Below are 13890 nucleotides of genomic sequence, written 5' to 3' on the forward strand. Positions count from 1 at the left end.
GTTCAAGTGTCGGTTTTGGTCTGAGTGTTGGTGTCGGCGTTGGTGTTGGTGCCGAGCTCGTCCCACGCGTCGCCGGTCACGCGGATCTGTCGGTGTCGCGCGCTCGCGTCGCGCGGGCGGTCTGCCGGGGTCGACGCGCCCGCGTGGGTCAACAGCGCCTCGCCGCTGAGGACCGCGCGGATCGGCGCGGCCTCGATGTCCGCGAGCGCGCGGCCAGGTCCGTCATCACCGCCGCGCGGGACCTCGAGCAACCACGCGCCGACCTGCGCGCCGCGCCCGAGCGGGGCCAGCCCGACCCGGTCTTCGCCGAGGGTCAAGACGTCGAAGGGCAGCCCCTCGGCCGAGCCGGCGCCCCAGCGCAGGCCGGGGTGCTCGAGGTCGGCGCGCATGATCACCTGCCAGCGATCGAGCACGCGCGTGGCGAGCGAGGCCGGCGGACAGTCGCTGGGCCACAGCCACACGAGCTCGCCGCCGGGGCTGTGGAGCTCGACAAGCTCGGCGGGATCGAGCCCGAGCTCGCCGAGGAGGTGGTCGAGGCTCGCAAGCTGGAGCGAGAGGTTGCGAAAGTCGAGGGCCGCGGACACCGGGAGCGCGAGCTCGGGCACCTCGGTCATGCGCGCGAGCGTGGTGAGGGCCGGGCCGAGCTCGCCGTCGCCTCGTTGAATCGAGGTCGTCAGGCGGGCGTCGTCGGGCACCCAGGCGTAGTCGGTGAAGCGCTCGCCGGTCCCGCAGAGCGGCTGCTCGGGCTCGGGGCGGTTGGCGACGGCGGGGGCCTCGGCGGCGGTGGTCGCCGACGGCTCGTGCGGACAGCCAGACAGCGCCAGCAGCGAGGTGGCGAGCGCTGTCCGCGTGGCCGAGGTCATGCTCATCACGGCCGCGGACCTCAGCGAATGATGAAGTGCTTGACCTGCTCGGGCGTGATCGCCAGACGCCCGACGACGCCGCCACCTTCGACCACGAACTCGACCGAAGAGACCAGCTTTTGGACCTGCTGGTTCTCCTCGGGGTGGGCGCGCTCGCGCAGCTCGTTGGTGCACTCGTCGACGTCGCCGCTGGGCTCGAGCCGGATCTGGCCTTCGTAGCCGACCTGGGCGCCGGGGCCCTGGACCCGCCGCAAGGCGAACTGGACCTGGGCGATGGTCTGCTTGACGTCGTAGTGGATCAGCGGCCCGGCCGAGAACAGGACCAGCTCGATCATCGGGTCGTCGGTGAGCGTGCGCGAGAGCTCGGTCTCGACCGCCGTGCCGTCTTGATCGCGCGCGCTGGTCAGGGGCTCGAGCCCGGCGCCCGGTACGTCGACCGGGATGAAGGCCGCGACCCCGTCGCCGACCAGCGCGATGCGCCAGGGGAACGACCCGCTCGGGAGCCAGACCTCGATCTCGTCGACGGTGTTCTTGCTGAAGCCGCCCTGCTCGAACAGCGGCGCGAGCTCGGCCGCGGGCTTGGTCAGCGGGCGCACGAAGTAGGGCGTCTTGGACAGCGCGACGCCAAACGCGAGGCTGTCTGACGCGAGCCAGTTCTCGGGCTCGGCGTCGCCGTCGAAGACCACGTCGAGGGCCTCGTCGAGGGTGGCGCGCTCGACGAGCAGGTCGGCGGCCATCGGCGGGATCCCGTAGACCACCGCCACGATCGCCGGATCCAGGCGCTGGCCGACGCGATCGAAGGCCACGGCGATCGGATCGGGCGGCAGCCAGGCGAGGAGCTGATCGAGCTCGCCGCTGGCGGCCGCCGGGGCTTGAGCCGGGTCTTCGCCAGCGTTGGGGTCGCTCGCGCCCGCCTCGGTCTTGGCGTCAGCCTTGGCGTCGGCTCCGGCCTCGGCCTCGGGCTTGGTCTTGGTCTCTTCGTCCTTGCAGCCCGCGAGCGCGAGGCTCAGGAGCAAGGGGCAAAGGACCCAAGCTGCTCGACGCGCGCTCATGACTGCGGCACCCAGCGCTTGCCCGCGCGGACGAAGCGACGGGGAAGGGGGTGGACGCGCTCGGGCACCGAACCGGTGTCACCGGGCAGCTGGGCGTACTCGGGGTCGTGGGGCATGACGATCTGGATGCTGGTGTCGAGGGGGACGACCTTGGGCAGGATCGGTTCGCGCGCGGACGCGGACGGGCGCGCCAGCCACTCGCGCCAGTGACCGTTGGCGAGGCCCATCATGATGCTCAGGGTCGGCGGCGGGAGGTCGACCTGCTCGGCCCGCCATTGGTCGAGGATCGTCGCCGCGCTGGCCCAGCGGCCCGCGTGGGTCTCCTCGCCGTCGGCGACCGCCTCGTGACCCTGGTCGGGGGCGATCGTGGTCAGGTAGAAGCGGGCGGTGAAGCGGCGCCGGGACTCCGCCGAGGGGGTCGTCCAGGTGTCGAACCAGCGCAGCTTGGCGAGGTCGAGGGCGAGGCTGGCCTCCTCGAGACACTCTCTTTGCGCGGCTCGTGCAAATTGCGCGTCCTCGCCCTCGTCTTGGGCCTGCGCGTCTTCGTCTTCGACGCGGCCGCCGGGGAACACCAGCGCGTCGGGCATGAACGCGCTCTTGGCCGAGCGGCGCAGCATGTACAGCTCGGGCTCGGGGTCGTCGCTGCTGCGGGGGCGCAGGACGACGACCGTCGCCGCGGGTCGAACAGCCGGGGTCATCGCGGCGTTGGTATCACGTTCCTTTGCGCCCTGGCCATGCGTGCACGCCTGCGCGCTGGCGCGGTCAGACACAGCTTGTCTGTAGGGCCGGCGGCGCATTACCCTCACGATGATGGTCCGCGTGTTCATGTCCCAAAACTGCATCGACCGCTGGCACGCCGCGGGGGGGATCGCGCTCGACGGCGACATCCTGCGCTTTCACGCGGTCCCGGGTGCGGGCCTGTTCATCAACCCGAGCGTCTACTTCGAGCGCATCGACGGCGGCGAGGCCGACCCCTACGACATCGTCGGCGCGGTCAAGACGGCCCAGGAGCTCGCGCAGATGGGCGCCGAGCACTACGAGCGCTCGGTCGTGCTCGGGGACTTCGCCTACACCGTCAACCCGGGCTTCGTGGCCTCGCCGGTCGGGCCCGACGGGACCCCGGTGATGCTCGACGGCGGCGCCTGGGGCCAGCTGGTCGGCGCGATCGAGGCGCTCGGGGCTCCTTGAGCCACTGGCCGATCTGAGCTCCCCGCTGATCTGATCTCCCGGCTGGGCCCGCGGGGGTTGGGCCCTCATACTGGCGATACCGATGCTGCCCTTTTTCATCCTCGCCGCGCTCGCATACGGCGCGGCCTCGTTCGCCTACGGCGCCGGCACCGACGAGGGCAGCCCGGTCAAGCAGTGGGCCCGCGCGCTCCTGGCTGGCGCGGCGCTCCTTCACCTCGGCACGGTCGGCGCGCAGTGCGTCGACGGCAACCACCCCTTCAAGTCGGTCTTCCTCGCGACCAGCCTCGGGCTGTTGATCGCGGTCGCCGGGTTCCTGGCGATCAGCGCCAAGCGACGCCCAATGCGCGCGCTCGGGGCCGTGCTCGCGCCCCTGGGCTTGATCGGCCTGACCCTGGGCGTGGTCATGGGGCCGGCCGTCCCCGCCGGGGCGGGCACGGTCTCCGCCGACCTGGTCCGGGCCCACATCGCGCTCGCGACCGTCGGCGTGTCGGGCTTCGTGCTCGCGGCGGGGGTCGCGGGGCTCTACCTCGGGATGGAGCGGCGGCTGAGGACCAAGCAATTCCAGCCGGGCCAGTCGGGGATCTCACTGCGCGGCCTCGACCGTCTCCACTGGTGGTTGGTGCTGCTGGTCACGCCCGTGTTCACCCTCGCGATCGTGACCGGCGCGATCGCCTTGTTGCGCGAGGGCGGCCCGGAGATGCTGGGTGAGCGCGCGATCGAGATCGCCGCCGCGGCGATCGCGTTCGTGGCCAGCTCGGCGAGCCTGGTCTCGCGCGCGGTGTGGGGCCTGCGCGGGCGCAAGGCCGCATGGCTGACGATGGTCGCGTTCTTGTGCATGGTCCTCATACTCGTGTCCTACGCCGTACGATCATGACTTGGGGGATGACGCCGTGAGCCTGCTGGCCGTGGGCCTCAACCACACGACCGCGCCGGTCGATCTCCGCGAGCAGCTCGCGGTCCCGCGCGAGCAGATCGGCGACAGCCTCTCGGGCCTCCTGACCCGGGCGTCGCTGAGCGAGGTCGTGCTGCTGTCGACCTGCAACCGGGTCGAGGTCTACGCCGTCCAGCCCGACACGCCCGAGCCCGAGACGATCGTCAACGCGCTCGCCGAGCTGCGCGGGATCAAGGGCGAGCTCGTTCGCCGCCACTGCTTCGTGCGCGAGCAAGACGGCGCCGCGCGACACATCTTTCGGGTCGCCGCGAGCCTCGAGAGCATGGTCGTCGGCGAGCCGCAGATCCTCGGCCAGGTCAAGGACGCGTGGCAGCTCGCGCGCCAGCGCCAGACCGTCGGACCGATCCTCGATCGCTGCTTGACGATGGCCTTTCGCGGGGCCAAGCGCGTGCGCAGCGAGACCGAGATCGCCCGCGGCGGGGCGTCGATCGCCTCGGTCGCCGTCGACCTCGCGCGCAGCATCTTCGGCGAGCTCGGCGGCTCGACGGTCGCGCTGATCGGCGCCGGCGAGATGGCCCGTCAGGCCGCGATCCACCTGCGCGCCGCGGGGGCCGAGCAGATCTTCGTGGTCAACCGCAGCCGCGAGCGCGGCGAGGCCCTCGCCGAGGCCGTCGGTGGCCAGGCCCACGGCTGGGATCAGCTCGACGAGGCCCTGATCCGGGCCGACGTGGTCGTGACCAGCACCGGCGCGAGCGAGCCGATCATCGAGCCCCGGATGATGCGCAAGATCATGCGCAAGCGTCGGGGCGCGCCGATCTTCATGGTCGACATCGCGGTCCCGCGCGACGTCCACTCCCGGGTCGGGCGGCTCGACTCGGTCTACGTCTACGACGTCGACGACCTCCAGAAGATCCTCCTGTCGAACCTCCAGGCCCGCAGCGTCGAGGCCAAGGCCGCCGACGAGGTCCTCGAGCAGGAGATCCTCTCGTTCTTGCACTGGCAGCGCGCGCGCAGCCTCAACCCGGTCATCCGCGAGCTGCGGAGCCACGCGCGATCGATCATGGCGCACGAGGTCGACAAGGCGATCGCGCGGCTCGGCGAGGTCGACGAGGCCCAGCGCGAGGTCGTCGCGGCCCTCGGTCACGCGATCACTCAAAAGATCCTCCACCGCCCGCTCAAGGCCCTGCGCGAGTCGGCGATCCACGCCGAGCGCGATGATCTGTCGGGCGCGCTCCGGACCTTGTTCGCGCTCGAGGAGGCCCTGGACAGCGAGGACCAGCTTGGCGAGAGTGAGCGCGAGGGCGAGCTCGACAACCCCAAGGGCGACGAGCTGGCCGACGACCCGCCCGAGCACGACCCGTGAACGACGAAGCACCCAAGACCAAGCACCTGCGCCTCGGCACCCGCGCGAGCGCGCTGGCGCTGTGGCAGGCCAAGCATGTCCGCGACGCCCTGCTCGCCCACTGGGGCGACGCGCTCGAGGTCACGCTCGTGAAGATCGTGACCAAGGGCGACCAGATCCTCGATCGCCCGCTCAACCAGGTCGGCGGCAAGGGCCTGTTCGTGAACGCCATCGAGGACCAGCTCCTCGCCGGCGAGATCGACCTCGCGGTTCACAGCATGAAGGACCTCCCGGGCCACCCGCCCGAGGGTCTGGCGATCGTCTGCACGCCCGAGCGCGCCGATCCCCGCGACGCGCTCGTCGGTCCGCCGGGCTCGACCCTCGCGGGCGCTCCCGCGGGCACCCGGCTCGGGACCTCGAGCTTGCGCCGCGGGGCGCTGGCCAGGCGCATCAACCCCGGGCTCGAGATCGTCTCGATCCGCGGCAACGTGCCCACGCGGATCGCCAAGATCGAGGAGGGCGTCGTCGACCTCGTGCTGCTCGCGGCCGCGGGGCTGCAGCGCCTCGGCCTCGACGCCCAGATCGTCGAGTACCTCGACATCGAGGCCATGTGCCCGGCCGCGGGCCAGGGCATCCTCGCGCTCGAGACCCGGGCAGGGGACGCGGCCGTCCACGAGCTGCTCGCGCCCCTCGAGGACCCGCGCACCGCGATCGTCGCCGCGGCCGAGCGGGCCTTCCTCGCCCGGCTCGAGGGCGGCTGTCAGGTGCCGATGGCCTGTCACGCGCAGGTCGTCGAGGGGGAAGGTGAGGGCGCGGCGAGCCTGCACGTGCGCGGCTTGGTCGTCGATCCCTCGGGCGCGCCGCTGTTCGACGCGCGCAAGGTCGGCGATCCGAGCGACGCGGCCGCGCTCGGCCGCGGCCTGGCCGAGACGCTGCTGCGCCTCGGCGCGGGGGCGATCATCGAGGCCCACAAGCAGGCGCCGCGCCGAGGGTGAGCGGAGCGCCTGTCGACCGACCCGTGTTGCGAGTACCTACGGTAGGCGCCGAGGTGCTCGCTCACGCCGAGCTCGGCCGCGAGCGCGCCGGCGTAGGCGTCGACGTACGCGAAGGGTAGTTGCTGCGGGCCGCAGTGGGCGTTGAGAGGCTCATGCCGACACGCGTGCCCGAGCCCGCGGCGGTCGTCAGCTCTTGATGCTGCTGAGCCGGGTCTTGAGCCAGTCGAGGTCGAGCTTGGTGGGGTGCTCGATGAAGGTGTCGGGGTCGTCGACCACGTGCTGGAGGTGCTCCTCCTTGACCTTCCAGCCGATGTCGGGCGCGTCCTTGCCGTGGGTGGCGTGGAGCTCCTTGCCCGAGTAGGTCAGCGTGAAATAGTCGTGCGGGTACTTGGGATCGGTCTTGTAGATCTCGACGCCGATCCTCTTGTCGCCGAGGATCTTCTCGCCCACGGACAACAGCTGCTTGAACGGAATCTCGTCCTTGTTGGCCGCGATCGCCCGATTCACGACGTCGATGTACTGGGTGAACAGTGCGTCGGGTGCTAGCTGCTTCGCTTCCATCCCCTGTCTCTAGCTCGGCGCCCGGGGCCGGCAAGGGGGCGCGCGTGCTTTGCCGGCTCAGCCGTCGACGCGGCCGAGCGGCGCGTTGTCGAGGCCGCCCGCGTAGACGAGCTCACCCGCGGGGTTGATCACGAACATGTGCGGCGTCGTCTTGGCCCCGTAGCTGTGGCCGACGGCGCCGTCCTCGTCGATCAAGATCGGGTGCTCGATCTTCCACTCGGCCTTGGCTTGCTTGTTGCGCTCGACGCCCGCGCCCTGCTTGCCGGGCGCGCCGGAGTTGATCGCGAGCCACACGACGCCGGCCTTGGTCTGCTCGTTGCCGAGGGTCGCGAGCGGGCCCTCGCCGTGGGCGTACCTGACGAAGGGGCAGTCGGGGTTGAACCACTCGAGCACGACGGTCTTGCCGGCGAAGTCGGCGAGCGAGACCTGCGCGCCGTCGAGGTCGGGCAAGGTGAACGCGGGCGCGGGCTGGCCGAGCACGGCGGTGGCCTCGGCTCCGGCGTCCGCATACTTGACGCCGCATCCGTAGGCGGTGGTCTCGGACAGGGTCACGGCCTCTCCGGCGCCGAGCTCGGTCAGGGCCGTGAGCAGGTGGGCGCTGTAGCCGGCGGGCGCCTCGGCCGGCTCGGGCTTGGCGTCGTCGGGCTTGGCGTCGTCAGACTTGGCGTCGTCAGACTTGGCGTCGCCCTTGGGCTTCTCGGTCTTGGCATCGTCGGCGCTGGTGGAGCCGCCGCAGCCGACGAGGGGCAGCGAGAGGGACAGGGCGAGGACGGTCGGGGCGAGGTGGTTCATGATGGTTGTCTGCTTGTTGTCGGTCACGCGGGTGGCCACGGGACCGCGAGCTCGAGCCAGCGTGTCTGCCCGGCGAGGGTCGCGCGCAAGACACCCTGGGCGCCCGCGGGCGGGGCTCCAGTGAAACGGTAGTGGAGCACTAGATCGTCGCCCGTGCGGTCTTGGTTACCGAGGATCGCGGTCTCGGTTGCGTAGGGGAACAGCTCGGTGAGCTGGAGATCCTCCGCGCTCGGCCGCAGGTGCAAGGCGCCGTCGATCCAGCTGGAGGCGACGCGCGCGTTGGCCGGCTCCGGGACCCGCGCGAGCATCTCGACGGTCGCGGCGTCGCTGGCCTGGGCGAGCTCGGCCACGCGGGCGCCGACCTCGCTCTCGCCCGGGATGCAGCTCTGGGCGCAGGCGAGGTAGTTGCTGCGCAGCTCGATCTGCGCGCCCTCGCCGAGCTCGCTCAGGGGGACGAACAACACCGCCGTCTCGCCCCAGCCGTAGCTCTGCTGGCCGCCCTCGCTAGCGAAGCGCTCGGGCGCGGGGTAGAGCGTCTCGCCAGCCTCGGCGTGCTCGGCCTCGACCGTGAGCCGGGTCCGGAGGCCCGTCTCGCCGGGGTTTTTCCAGTAGATGTGCCAGCCCGGCTCGATCTGGTGGCGCACGGCCACGAGCGCCTCGGCTCCGGCCAGGGAGCTGCCGGGCCCGAGGCGCGCGGCGAGGCGCTCGCGCGCGGCGTCGTCGACGAGCGCGAGCTCGACGGTGACCAGCGGCGGCCGCTCGGGCTCGACCTTGCTCGGCCCGGGCTCGTCGTTCGCGCGCAGCTCCGCGGCTGTGGGATCTGTGCCGCCGGTCTTGCACCCGGCGAGGAGCAGGGCGAGCGAGGCGGTCGCGAGCGAGCAGACGATCCGAGTCACGCAGGCAGGGTAGGGCGCTGACCTGCTCACAGCAACAGCGGCGCGCTCGATCATGGCGCGATCGCAGCCCGTGGCTCGGCGCCTGTCGACGAAAGCTGTACCGTAGCCCCGTGGTGGCCCCCAACGCGCGCGCGAAGGCCCGACGACGCGGCTGGCTGATCGCCGCCGCGGTCACCGTCTCGATGCTCGCCGCCCCGGTCGCAACGGCCCCAGGCGTGGGCGCGACCTGTTCGCACGTCCTCGAGCTCGGCGAGCTCGCGGGCGAGCCGATCGAGGCCTCGGATCGGGAGCGGTGCGAGGCTCACTACGGCCAGCTGCGGGCGCGCCGAGGGCTGCTGCGCTGGACCTGGCTGTCGTGGTGCACGTGGGCCGCCGACAGCATCCCCGAAGCCGGCGCCTGTTGACACTCTGTTACCATTGGAAATCGGACGTCGCTGAGGCGTGACGAGCATGGCCGAGCAAAGCCCAGATCCCTTGCGCGAGGGTGCGCCGGCCTACGACGACTTCGAGGCCAAACGCGCGCGGATCGGTGTCGCGGCGGCGCTGTTCGGGCCGAGCGAAGACGAGCCCGAGCGCCTCAGCGTCGGCCGCTACGAGATCGACTCGCGGCTCGGGGCTGGCGGGATGGGGGTGGTCTTTCGCGCCCACGATCCGGACCTCGATCGCCCGGTCGCGGTCAAGCTGCTCCACGCCGACTCGTCGGCCGACGACAAGGCCCGGGCCCGGATGCTGCGCGAGGCTCGGGCGCTGGCCAAGCTCTCGCACCCCAACGTGATCACCGTCTACGACGTCGGGACCGAGGACGGGCAGGTGTTCGTGGCCATGGAGCTGGTCGCGGGTCCGGATCTGCGCCGCTGGCTCGACGGGCGCCGCTGCGCCCAGTGGCGCGCGACCCTCGAGCTGTTCATCGCCGCCGGGCGCGGGCTCGCGGCCGCCCACGAGGTCGCGCTGGTCCACCGCGACTTCAAGCCCGAGAACGTCCTCGTCGGCGACGATGGGCGCGTGCGCGTGCTCGACTTCGGCCTCGCCCGGGTCCATCGGCCCGTCGAGGCCCCGAGCACCGACGATCGCGAGCGCGCGCCCGCGCCGAGCTTGGCCCAGACCGACGGGGGCGCGGGCGCAGACGCAGATCTGGCCCACCTGCCGACCGCGGCCTTCGCCGGGGGGCTGACCGAGACCGGCGCGCTGATCGGGACCCCGCTGTACATGGCGCCCGAGCTCTACCTCGGTCGCCCGGCCGACGCGCGCAGCGATCAATTCGCCTTTTGTGCCTCGCTCTACGAGGGCGTCTATCGCCAGCTGCCCTTTGGCTCGCGCAACATCTCGGCCCACGTCCAGGCGGTCTCGGACGGACGCGTGATCGAGCCCGACCCGGACTCGCCCGTGCCGCGGCGGCTGTGGCAGATCATCGCGCGGGGCCTCGATCCCGATCCTGACGCGCGCCATGACGACATGGCGGCGGTGCTCGTCGAGCTCGAGGCGGTGCTCGCCGAGCCGGTCGCTACCGAGCTGCCCGAGGCCGGGAGCTCGTGGCGGTGGTTTGGGGTCGCGGCGCTGGTGGTGGTCGCCGTCGTCGGGCTCGTCGGGTTGGAGCTCGGGCTGTTCGCTGGGCCCAATCGGGAGCCGGGCTCGTCGTCACCGGGGTCGGAGCCGGAGCCCGCGCCCGCCAGCGAGTCCGCGCAGGTCGCCGCGGCCGAGCCCGCTGTGTCCGAGCCGGGGGTGGTCGAGCCCGCCGCGTCCGAGCCGGGGGCCGATGCAGGGGCCGCGCTCGAGCTCGCGCTGGCCTCCGACACCGGGGAGGTCGAGCCGGGCACCGACACCGGAGCGGAGGCCGAGCCCGAGCTGGCCGCGCCCGCGCCCGCGCCCGAGCTGCGCGGCTGGTGTCACCTCCACGAAGATCGCTACACCCTGCTCACGCGGACCAACACCCGGCGGGGCAGCTTCGAGCACGACGGCGTCTGCTTCACCTGCCGGGTCGAGCGACGTCGAAGCCGGACCCGCAATTTCTCACCGCGAGACTGCGCCGGCTACTCACTGTGCGGGAAAGCGAGCGCCGACGCGTGCAGCTGAGCCGCGCCCCCAGGTTGCGCCGCTCGCGGGCGTGGGTCGTGGCCGCGGTCCTGCTCGCGGCCCTGCTGCTCCCGGCGCTGGCCCGGGCGGCCAAGCCCTACGGGGTCGTGACCGTCGATCTGCGCCCGGAGGTCGGCGAGGTCCCGACCCACCTGTGCGTGGTCTCGCAGGGCGAGGGCCCGCGCACGCGTCAGCACCTCAGCGAGCTGCTGTCGAGCTCCGGGCCCGGTCGAGACGACGCCCAGGAGCCTGCCGCGGCCACCGAGCTGATCCTCGATCCCGCGACCTGGGGCGGCAGCGCCGAGGACGTCGCGTGTGAGGCCGGCGGCGCCTGCCTGCCTCGGATCGAGCTGCCCCTCGCCGGTCAGCAGGCCGACGATCTGTGGGTCGCGTGCACCTCCGACAGCCTCGTCGCCGATCGCTCGGCCCGCGATCCTCGAGTGCTCGTCATGATGCTCGAGCACCTCGAGGGCTCGCCGCCGCAGCTCGAGTCGCTCAAGCTGACCGGCGGCGTGGTCACGATCGGCGTCCAGGCAGATCTGAGCCGGATCGTCGTGACCGCCCGCAGCCTCGGCGGCCACTACGACGCCCACACCCGCGCGTTTCGGGCCGAGGAGGGCTCCGACCGCAGCGAGCTCGTGGTCTTGCCCCTGGCCCCGCGCTGCCATGGGGTCGAGGTCGAGCTGCCGGGCGTGCGCCTGCGCGAGTCCGATCGTGATCGCCTCCGGTTGCGGGCCCACGAGGTCGAGCTCGACGCCCAGACCTGCGTCGGTCCGCTGCGGGGGTCGGCGCGGATGCGGGTGGAGCTGCCCCGGGCCGAGGGCTTCGGTCGACTCGAGGTCGAGCTGCCGCCGATCGCCGGCGAGACCCCCACGGCGACGCGCTTCGCCGCGAGCTGGGACACGGCCTGGCCCGAGGGGGAGCTGCGCCTCAACCCTCACCAGCTCGCGTTCATCTGGGCCCCGCCCGCGTGCGTGTGGGCCACGGGCACCTGCCCCGTCGCAAACATCGAGGGGGGGCTGAGCTGCGAGGCGACGCCCCTCGACGATGGCACCTGTCAGTACCTGTGCCCCGCAGGCGGCGACGAGGGCGAAGACGAGTGGGTCGACGTCTCGCCCCCGGTCGCGGTCAGCTTTCGGAAGGCCGACCCCGGCCAGCGCTGGACGGAGATCCTCCAGCGCCCCGGCCAGACCCTGTCGTCCTACGTCGAGAGCGATCAGATCTATCTTGGCGCGACCCTCGATGGCTGGAGCCGTCGGGTGCCCGGTAGCCGCATCACCCACGTCGAGCTGCTCGACAACGACGGGAGCTCGCGCAAGTACGCGGTCGAGGACGTCGACGAGCTGCGGATCCTGGCCGCGGGGGCCAGCTGCGATCCGCTCCGCTACCGCCTCGTCGGCGACCGCCGCTACCTCGAGGGCTCGGCCGAGATCCGCGACGGGGCGGTCGAGTTCGGCGAGGTCCACAAGACCGCGCGCTTGCTGACCTTCAACGTGATGCTGGCTCAAGGTGGCGGCAGCGCGGTCGTCTACGGTGGCGCCCCGGACGAGCTCGCGCGCCAGGTCTACTTCATGGCGATCGGTCAGCTCGCGGCCAATTTTCGCCCGCGAGATCCTCGCTATGCCCGCGTCGCCTACGAGCTGCGCCTGGGCGGGACCCTCGGTCAGTGGGGCTACTTTGGGGCCGGATCGATCGGCGAGGACCCGCGCCAGCTCGCCGCCAAGATCGCCTGGGCGCGGCTCTTGATCGAGCCGGCCGTGATCGTCGACGTGGTCCCGCCGCTGGCCCTGGGCTTCGGCGTCGGGGTTGGCGGGTCCTGGCCGATCAATCCCGGCGACATCGCCCACACCAGCCGCTTCAACTGGATCATCTCCCCGAGCCTCGACGCTCGCTTTGCCCTGCGCCGCTGGGTCGCGTTGGTCGTCCAGGGCCGATTGATGCTGCGCGAGCGGACCGCGGTCGCCGTCGACATCGTCGGCAACGAGCCGCGCTCGGAGCTGTTCGCGAACCTCTCGCTGGTCGGCCTCTACGGCGTGCAGTTCAGCTTTTAGTCGAGCCCCGGAGCGCTCGTCGCTCGCAAGGACCCGCGCAGGGGCAGGTCGGCCGCTCGGTCGGCCCGCTCGCTGCGAGCGTCGAGCGCCAACGGCAGGAGCGGCCCCAGACGTGCCTGGCGGCGTGAATTCAACCTGGTCGCCGCTTTAAAACGGTAGCCTGAAGCCGCCCCTCTTTTTCCTCTTCTTCTTCTTCGAAGACGACCGCTCGGCCTTGGCCGCGGCCTTGGGGTGGTTGGTCCTGAATTGAGCGCGGACCTGCTCGAGCTTGGCGTCGAGGCCCGCGCAGGCGCTCGCGTCTTCACCGACTCCCGGAGCCGCGGGGGCCACGAGGGCCTTGGTCATCAGCGCGTCGACGAAGTAGGGGTCGTCGCCCGCGGCGATGGTGTCGAGCGCGCTAGCGAAGGCCGCGCAGGGCGTCGGCGAGTCGCCTGCCTGGCTCAGATCGAGGGCCAGGTGTCGGCGCAGATCGATGCGCGCGACCATGGCCGGCTCGTGCTGGAGCTCGTCGATGATCCGGTGGCGGGTGACGTAGGCGAGCTCGGCCTGGGTGTCGTTGATGACCTCGAGCAGGAAGGTGTGACCGAGGCCGCCGAGCCGGCGGACCGCCACGTCGATCGCGGTCTCGCGCAGCTTCTTGTCACGCAGGAGGTTGCGGAGCTCGGCCTCGAACTCGGTCCGAGCTGCGAGCGCGGGATCGGAGCCGGCCGCCTCGGCGTAGCGGTGCAGGGCCGTCACGCGGTTGGCCTCGCCCCCGGCCAGCGCGAGCGCGCGGCCCTCTCGCCACAAGAGGCCGCTGTCGCTCGGGAATTCGTCTCGCGTGCGCCGGATCAGCTCGAGGGCCGCGTCGGTGTCTTTGGCGCTGAGCAGGCGATCGATGTCGAGGTAGACCGCCTCGTCGGGGCTCGGGGCCGCGGCGTCGGAGCCCGTGCCCTCGCCCGAGGTCGCGCGCGAGTCGTCGGCCGAGACGAGCTGCTCGCTGGTCTCGCTCGGGATCGCGGCGATGATGACCAGGACAGCGAGGACGCCGGCGCCGACAAAGAGCAAGACCCGCGGGAGCTTGCGCCGGGCTTGCGCGGGCTGGGCTTGCGCGGGCTGGGCCGCCGCGATCTGACCCGGGACCACGGTCGCGCCCGGAGCCAAAGCCGCGGCTGGGGGCGCGGCTGGGGCCGCGCCCCCAGCCGCGGC

Annotated in this window: 13 protein-coding genes and 1 pseudogene; 7 read left to right on the plus strand and 7 right to left on the minus strand. The window is 72.1% G+C overall.

Annotated features, from left to right (window positions below):
• Positions 1–2: 2 nt before the first annotated feature.
• Genes ENSA5_RS34890 through ENSA5_RS34900 form a run of 3 tightly spaced genes read right to left on the minus strand, consistent with a single transcriptional unit; the run spans position 3 to position 2613 of the window.
• A complete protein-coding gene (locus ENSA5_RS34890; RefSeq protein WP_106396049.1) occupies positions 3–869 on the minus strand; it encodes a hypothetical protein in 867 nt (288 codons plus the stop codon).
• Between the two features lie 14 nt (positions 870–883).
• Positions 884–1915 carry a hypothetical protein gene (locus tag ENSA5_RS34895; RefSeq protein WP_146156447.1) on the minus strand — a complete coding sequence of 344 codons (1032 nt, stop codon included), beginning with the start codon at positions 1913–1915 and terminating at the stop codon, positions 884–886.
• Entirely contained in the window at positions 1912–2613 is a 702-nt protein-coding gene (locus tag ENSA5_RS34900; protein ID WP_181198478.1) for an NUDIX hydrolase, read from the minus strand. Before ENSA5_RS34900 ends, ENSA5_RS34895 begins: the two co-directional genes overlap by 4 nt.
• Positions 2614–2734: 121 nt before the next feature.
• Between ENSA5_RS34900 and ENSA5_RS36705 the strand changes: the two genes are divergently transcribed.
• The 4 genes from ENSA5_RS36705 (at position 2735) to hemC (ending at position 6332) form a co-directional block, all read left to right on the plus strand.
• A complete protein-coding gene (locus tag ENSA5_RS36705) occupies positions 2735–3103 on the plus strand; it encodes a hypothetical protein (RefSeq protein WP_146156448.1) in 369 nt (122 codons plus the stop codon).
• 82 nt (positions 3104–3185) lie between these two features.
• Entirely contained in the window at positions 3186–3977 is a 792-nt protein-coding gene (ccsA, locus tag ENSA5_RS34905; RefSeq protein ID WP_106396052.1) for a cytochrome c biogenesis protein CcsA, read from the plus strand.
• 1 nt (position 3978) lies between these two features.
• On the plus strand, positions 3979–5358 hold the full coding sequence (gene hemA, locus ENSA5_RS34910) for a glutamyl-tRNA reductase (protein ID WP_106396053.1): 1380 nt from the start codon (positions 3979–3981) through the stop codon (positions 5356–5358).
• Complete coding sequence (gene hemC, locus ENSA5_RS34915; RefSeq protein ID WP_181198479.1) at positions 5355–6332, plus strand: hydroxymethylbilane synthase; 978 nt, start codon at positions 5355–5357, stop codon at positions 6330–6332. Before hemA ends, hemC begins: the two co-directional genes overlap by 4 nt.
• A 186-nt stretch (positions 6333–6518) precedes the next feature.
• On the opposite strand, the gene ENSA5_RS34920 is transcribed toward hemC, so the two are convergent.
• From ENSA5_RS34920 to ENSA5_RS34930, 3 genes are read right to left on the minus strand one after another with little or no spacing between them, the layout of a single operon-like run.
• Positions 6519–6893 carry a hypothetical protein gene (locus tag ENSA5_RS34920; RefSeq protein ID WP_106396054.1) on the minus strand — a complete coding sequence of 125 codons (375 nt, stop codon included), beginning with the start codon at positions 6891–6893 and terminating at the stop codon, positions 6519–6521.
• Between the two features lie 57 nt (positions 6894–6950).
• Positions 6951–7724, minus strand: a complete 774-nt coding sequence (locus ENSA5_RS34925; protein ID WP_258183114.1) for a redoxin domain-containing protein — start codon at positions 7722–7724, stop codon at positions 6951–6953.
• Positions 7709–8581: a protein-disulfide reductase DsbD domain-containing protein gene (locus ENSA5_RS34930; RefSeq protein ID WP_181198480.1), complete on the minus strand. Its 873-nt coding sequence runs from the start codon at positions 8579–8581 to the stop codon at positions 7709–7711. The genes ENSA5_RS34925 and ENSA5_RS34930 overlap by 16 nt, the downstream gene beginning before the upstream one ends.
• A gap of 110 nt (positions 8582–8691) precedes the next feature.
• On the opposite strand from ENSA5_RS34930, the gene ENSA5_RS34935 reads away from it, so the two are divergent.
• The 3 genes from ENSA5_RS34935 to ENSA5_RS36710 are packed head-to-tail and all read left to right on the plus strand — an operon-like array spanning position 8692 to position 12702.
• The gene (locus ENSA5_RS34935) at positions 8692–8985 is read left to right on the plus strand and encodes a hypothetical protein (RefSeq protein WP_106396056.1); all 294 of its coding nucleotides are present in this window, start codon (positions 8692–8694) and stop codon (positions 8983–8985) included.
• 46 nt (positions 8986–9031) lie between these two features.
• Positions 9032–10651, plus strand: coding sequence for a serine/threonine-protein kinase (locus tag ENSA5_RS34940; protein ID WP_106396057.1), 1620 nt, complete (start codon positions 9032–9034; stop codon positions 10649–10651).
• Positions 10642–12702 (plus strand): hypothetical protein, encoded by a 2061-nt coding sequence (locus tag ENSA5_RS36710; RefSeq protein WP_146156449.1) that lies wholly within the window; start codon positions 10642–10644, stop codon positions 12700–12702. The genes ENSA5_RS34940 and ENSA5_RS36710 overlap by 10 nt, the downstream gene beginning before the upstream one ends.
• A 147-nt stretch (positions 12703–12849) precedes the next feature.
• Here the strand turns inward: ENSA5_RS36710 and ENSA5_RS34945 are convergent.
• Positions 12850–13890 (minus strand): annotated as a pseudogene (locus ENSA5_RS34945) (hypothetical protein); the annotation flags it as partial.

Source organism: Enhygromyxa salina (assembly GCF_002994615.1).
In the GTDB taxonomy this organism is placed as follows: Bacteria; Myxococcota_A; Polyangia; order Nannocystales; family Nannocystaceae; genus Plesiocystis; species Plesiocystis salina_A.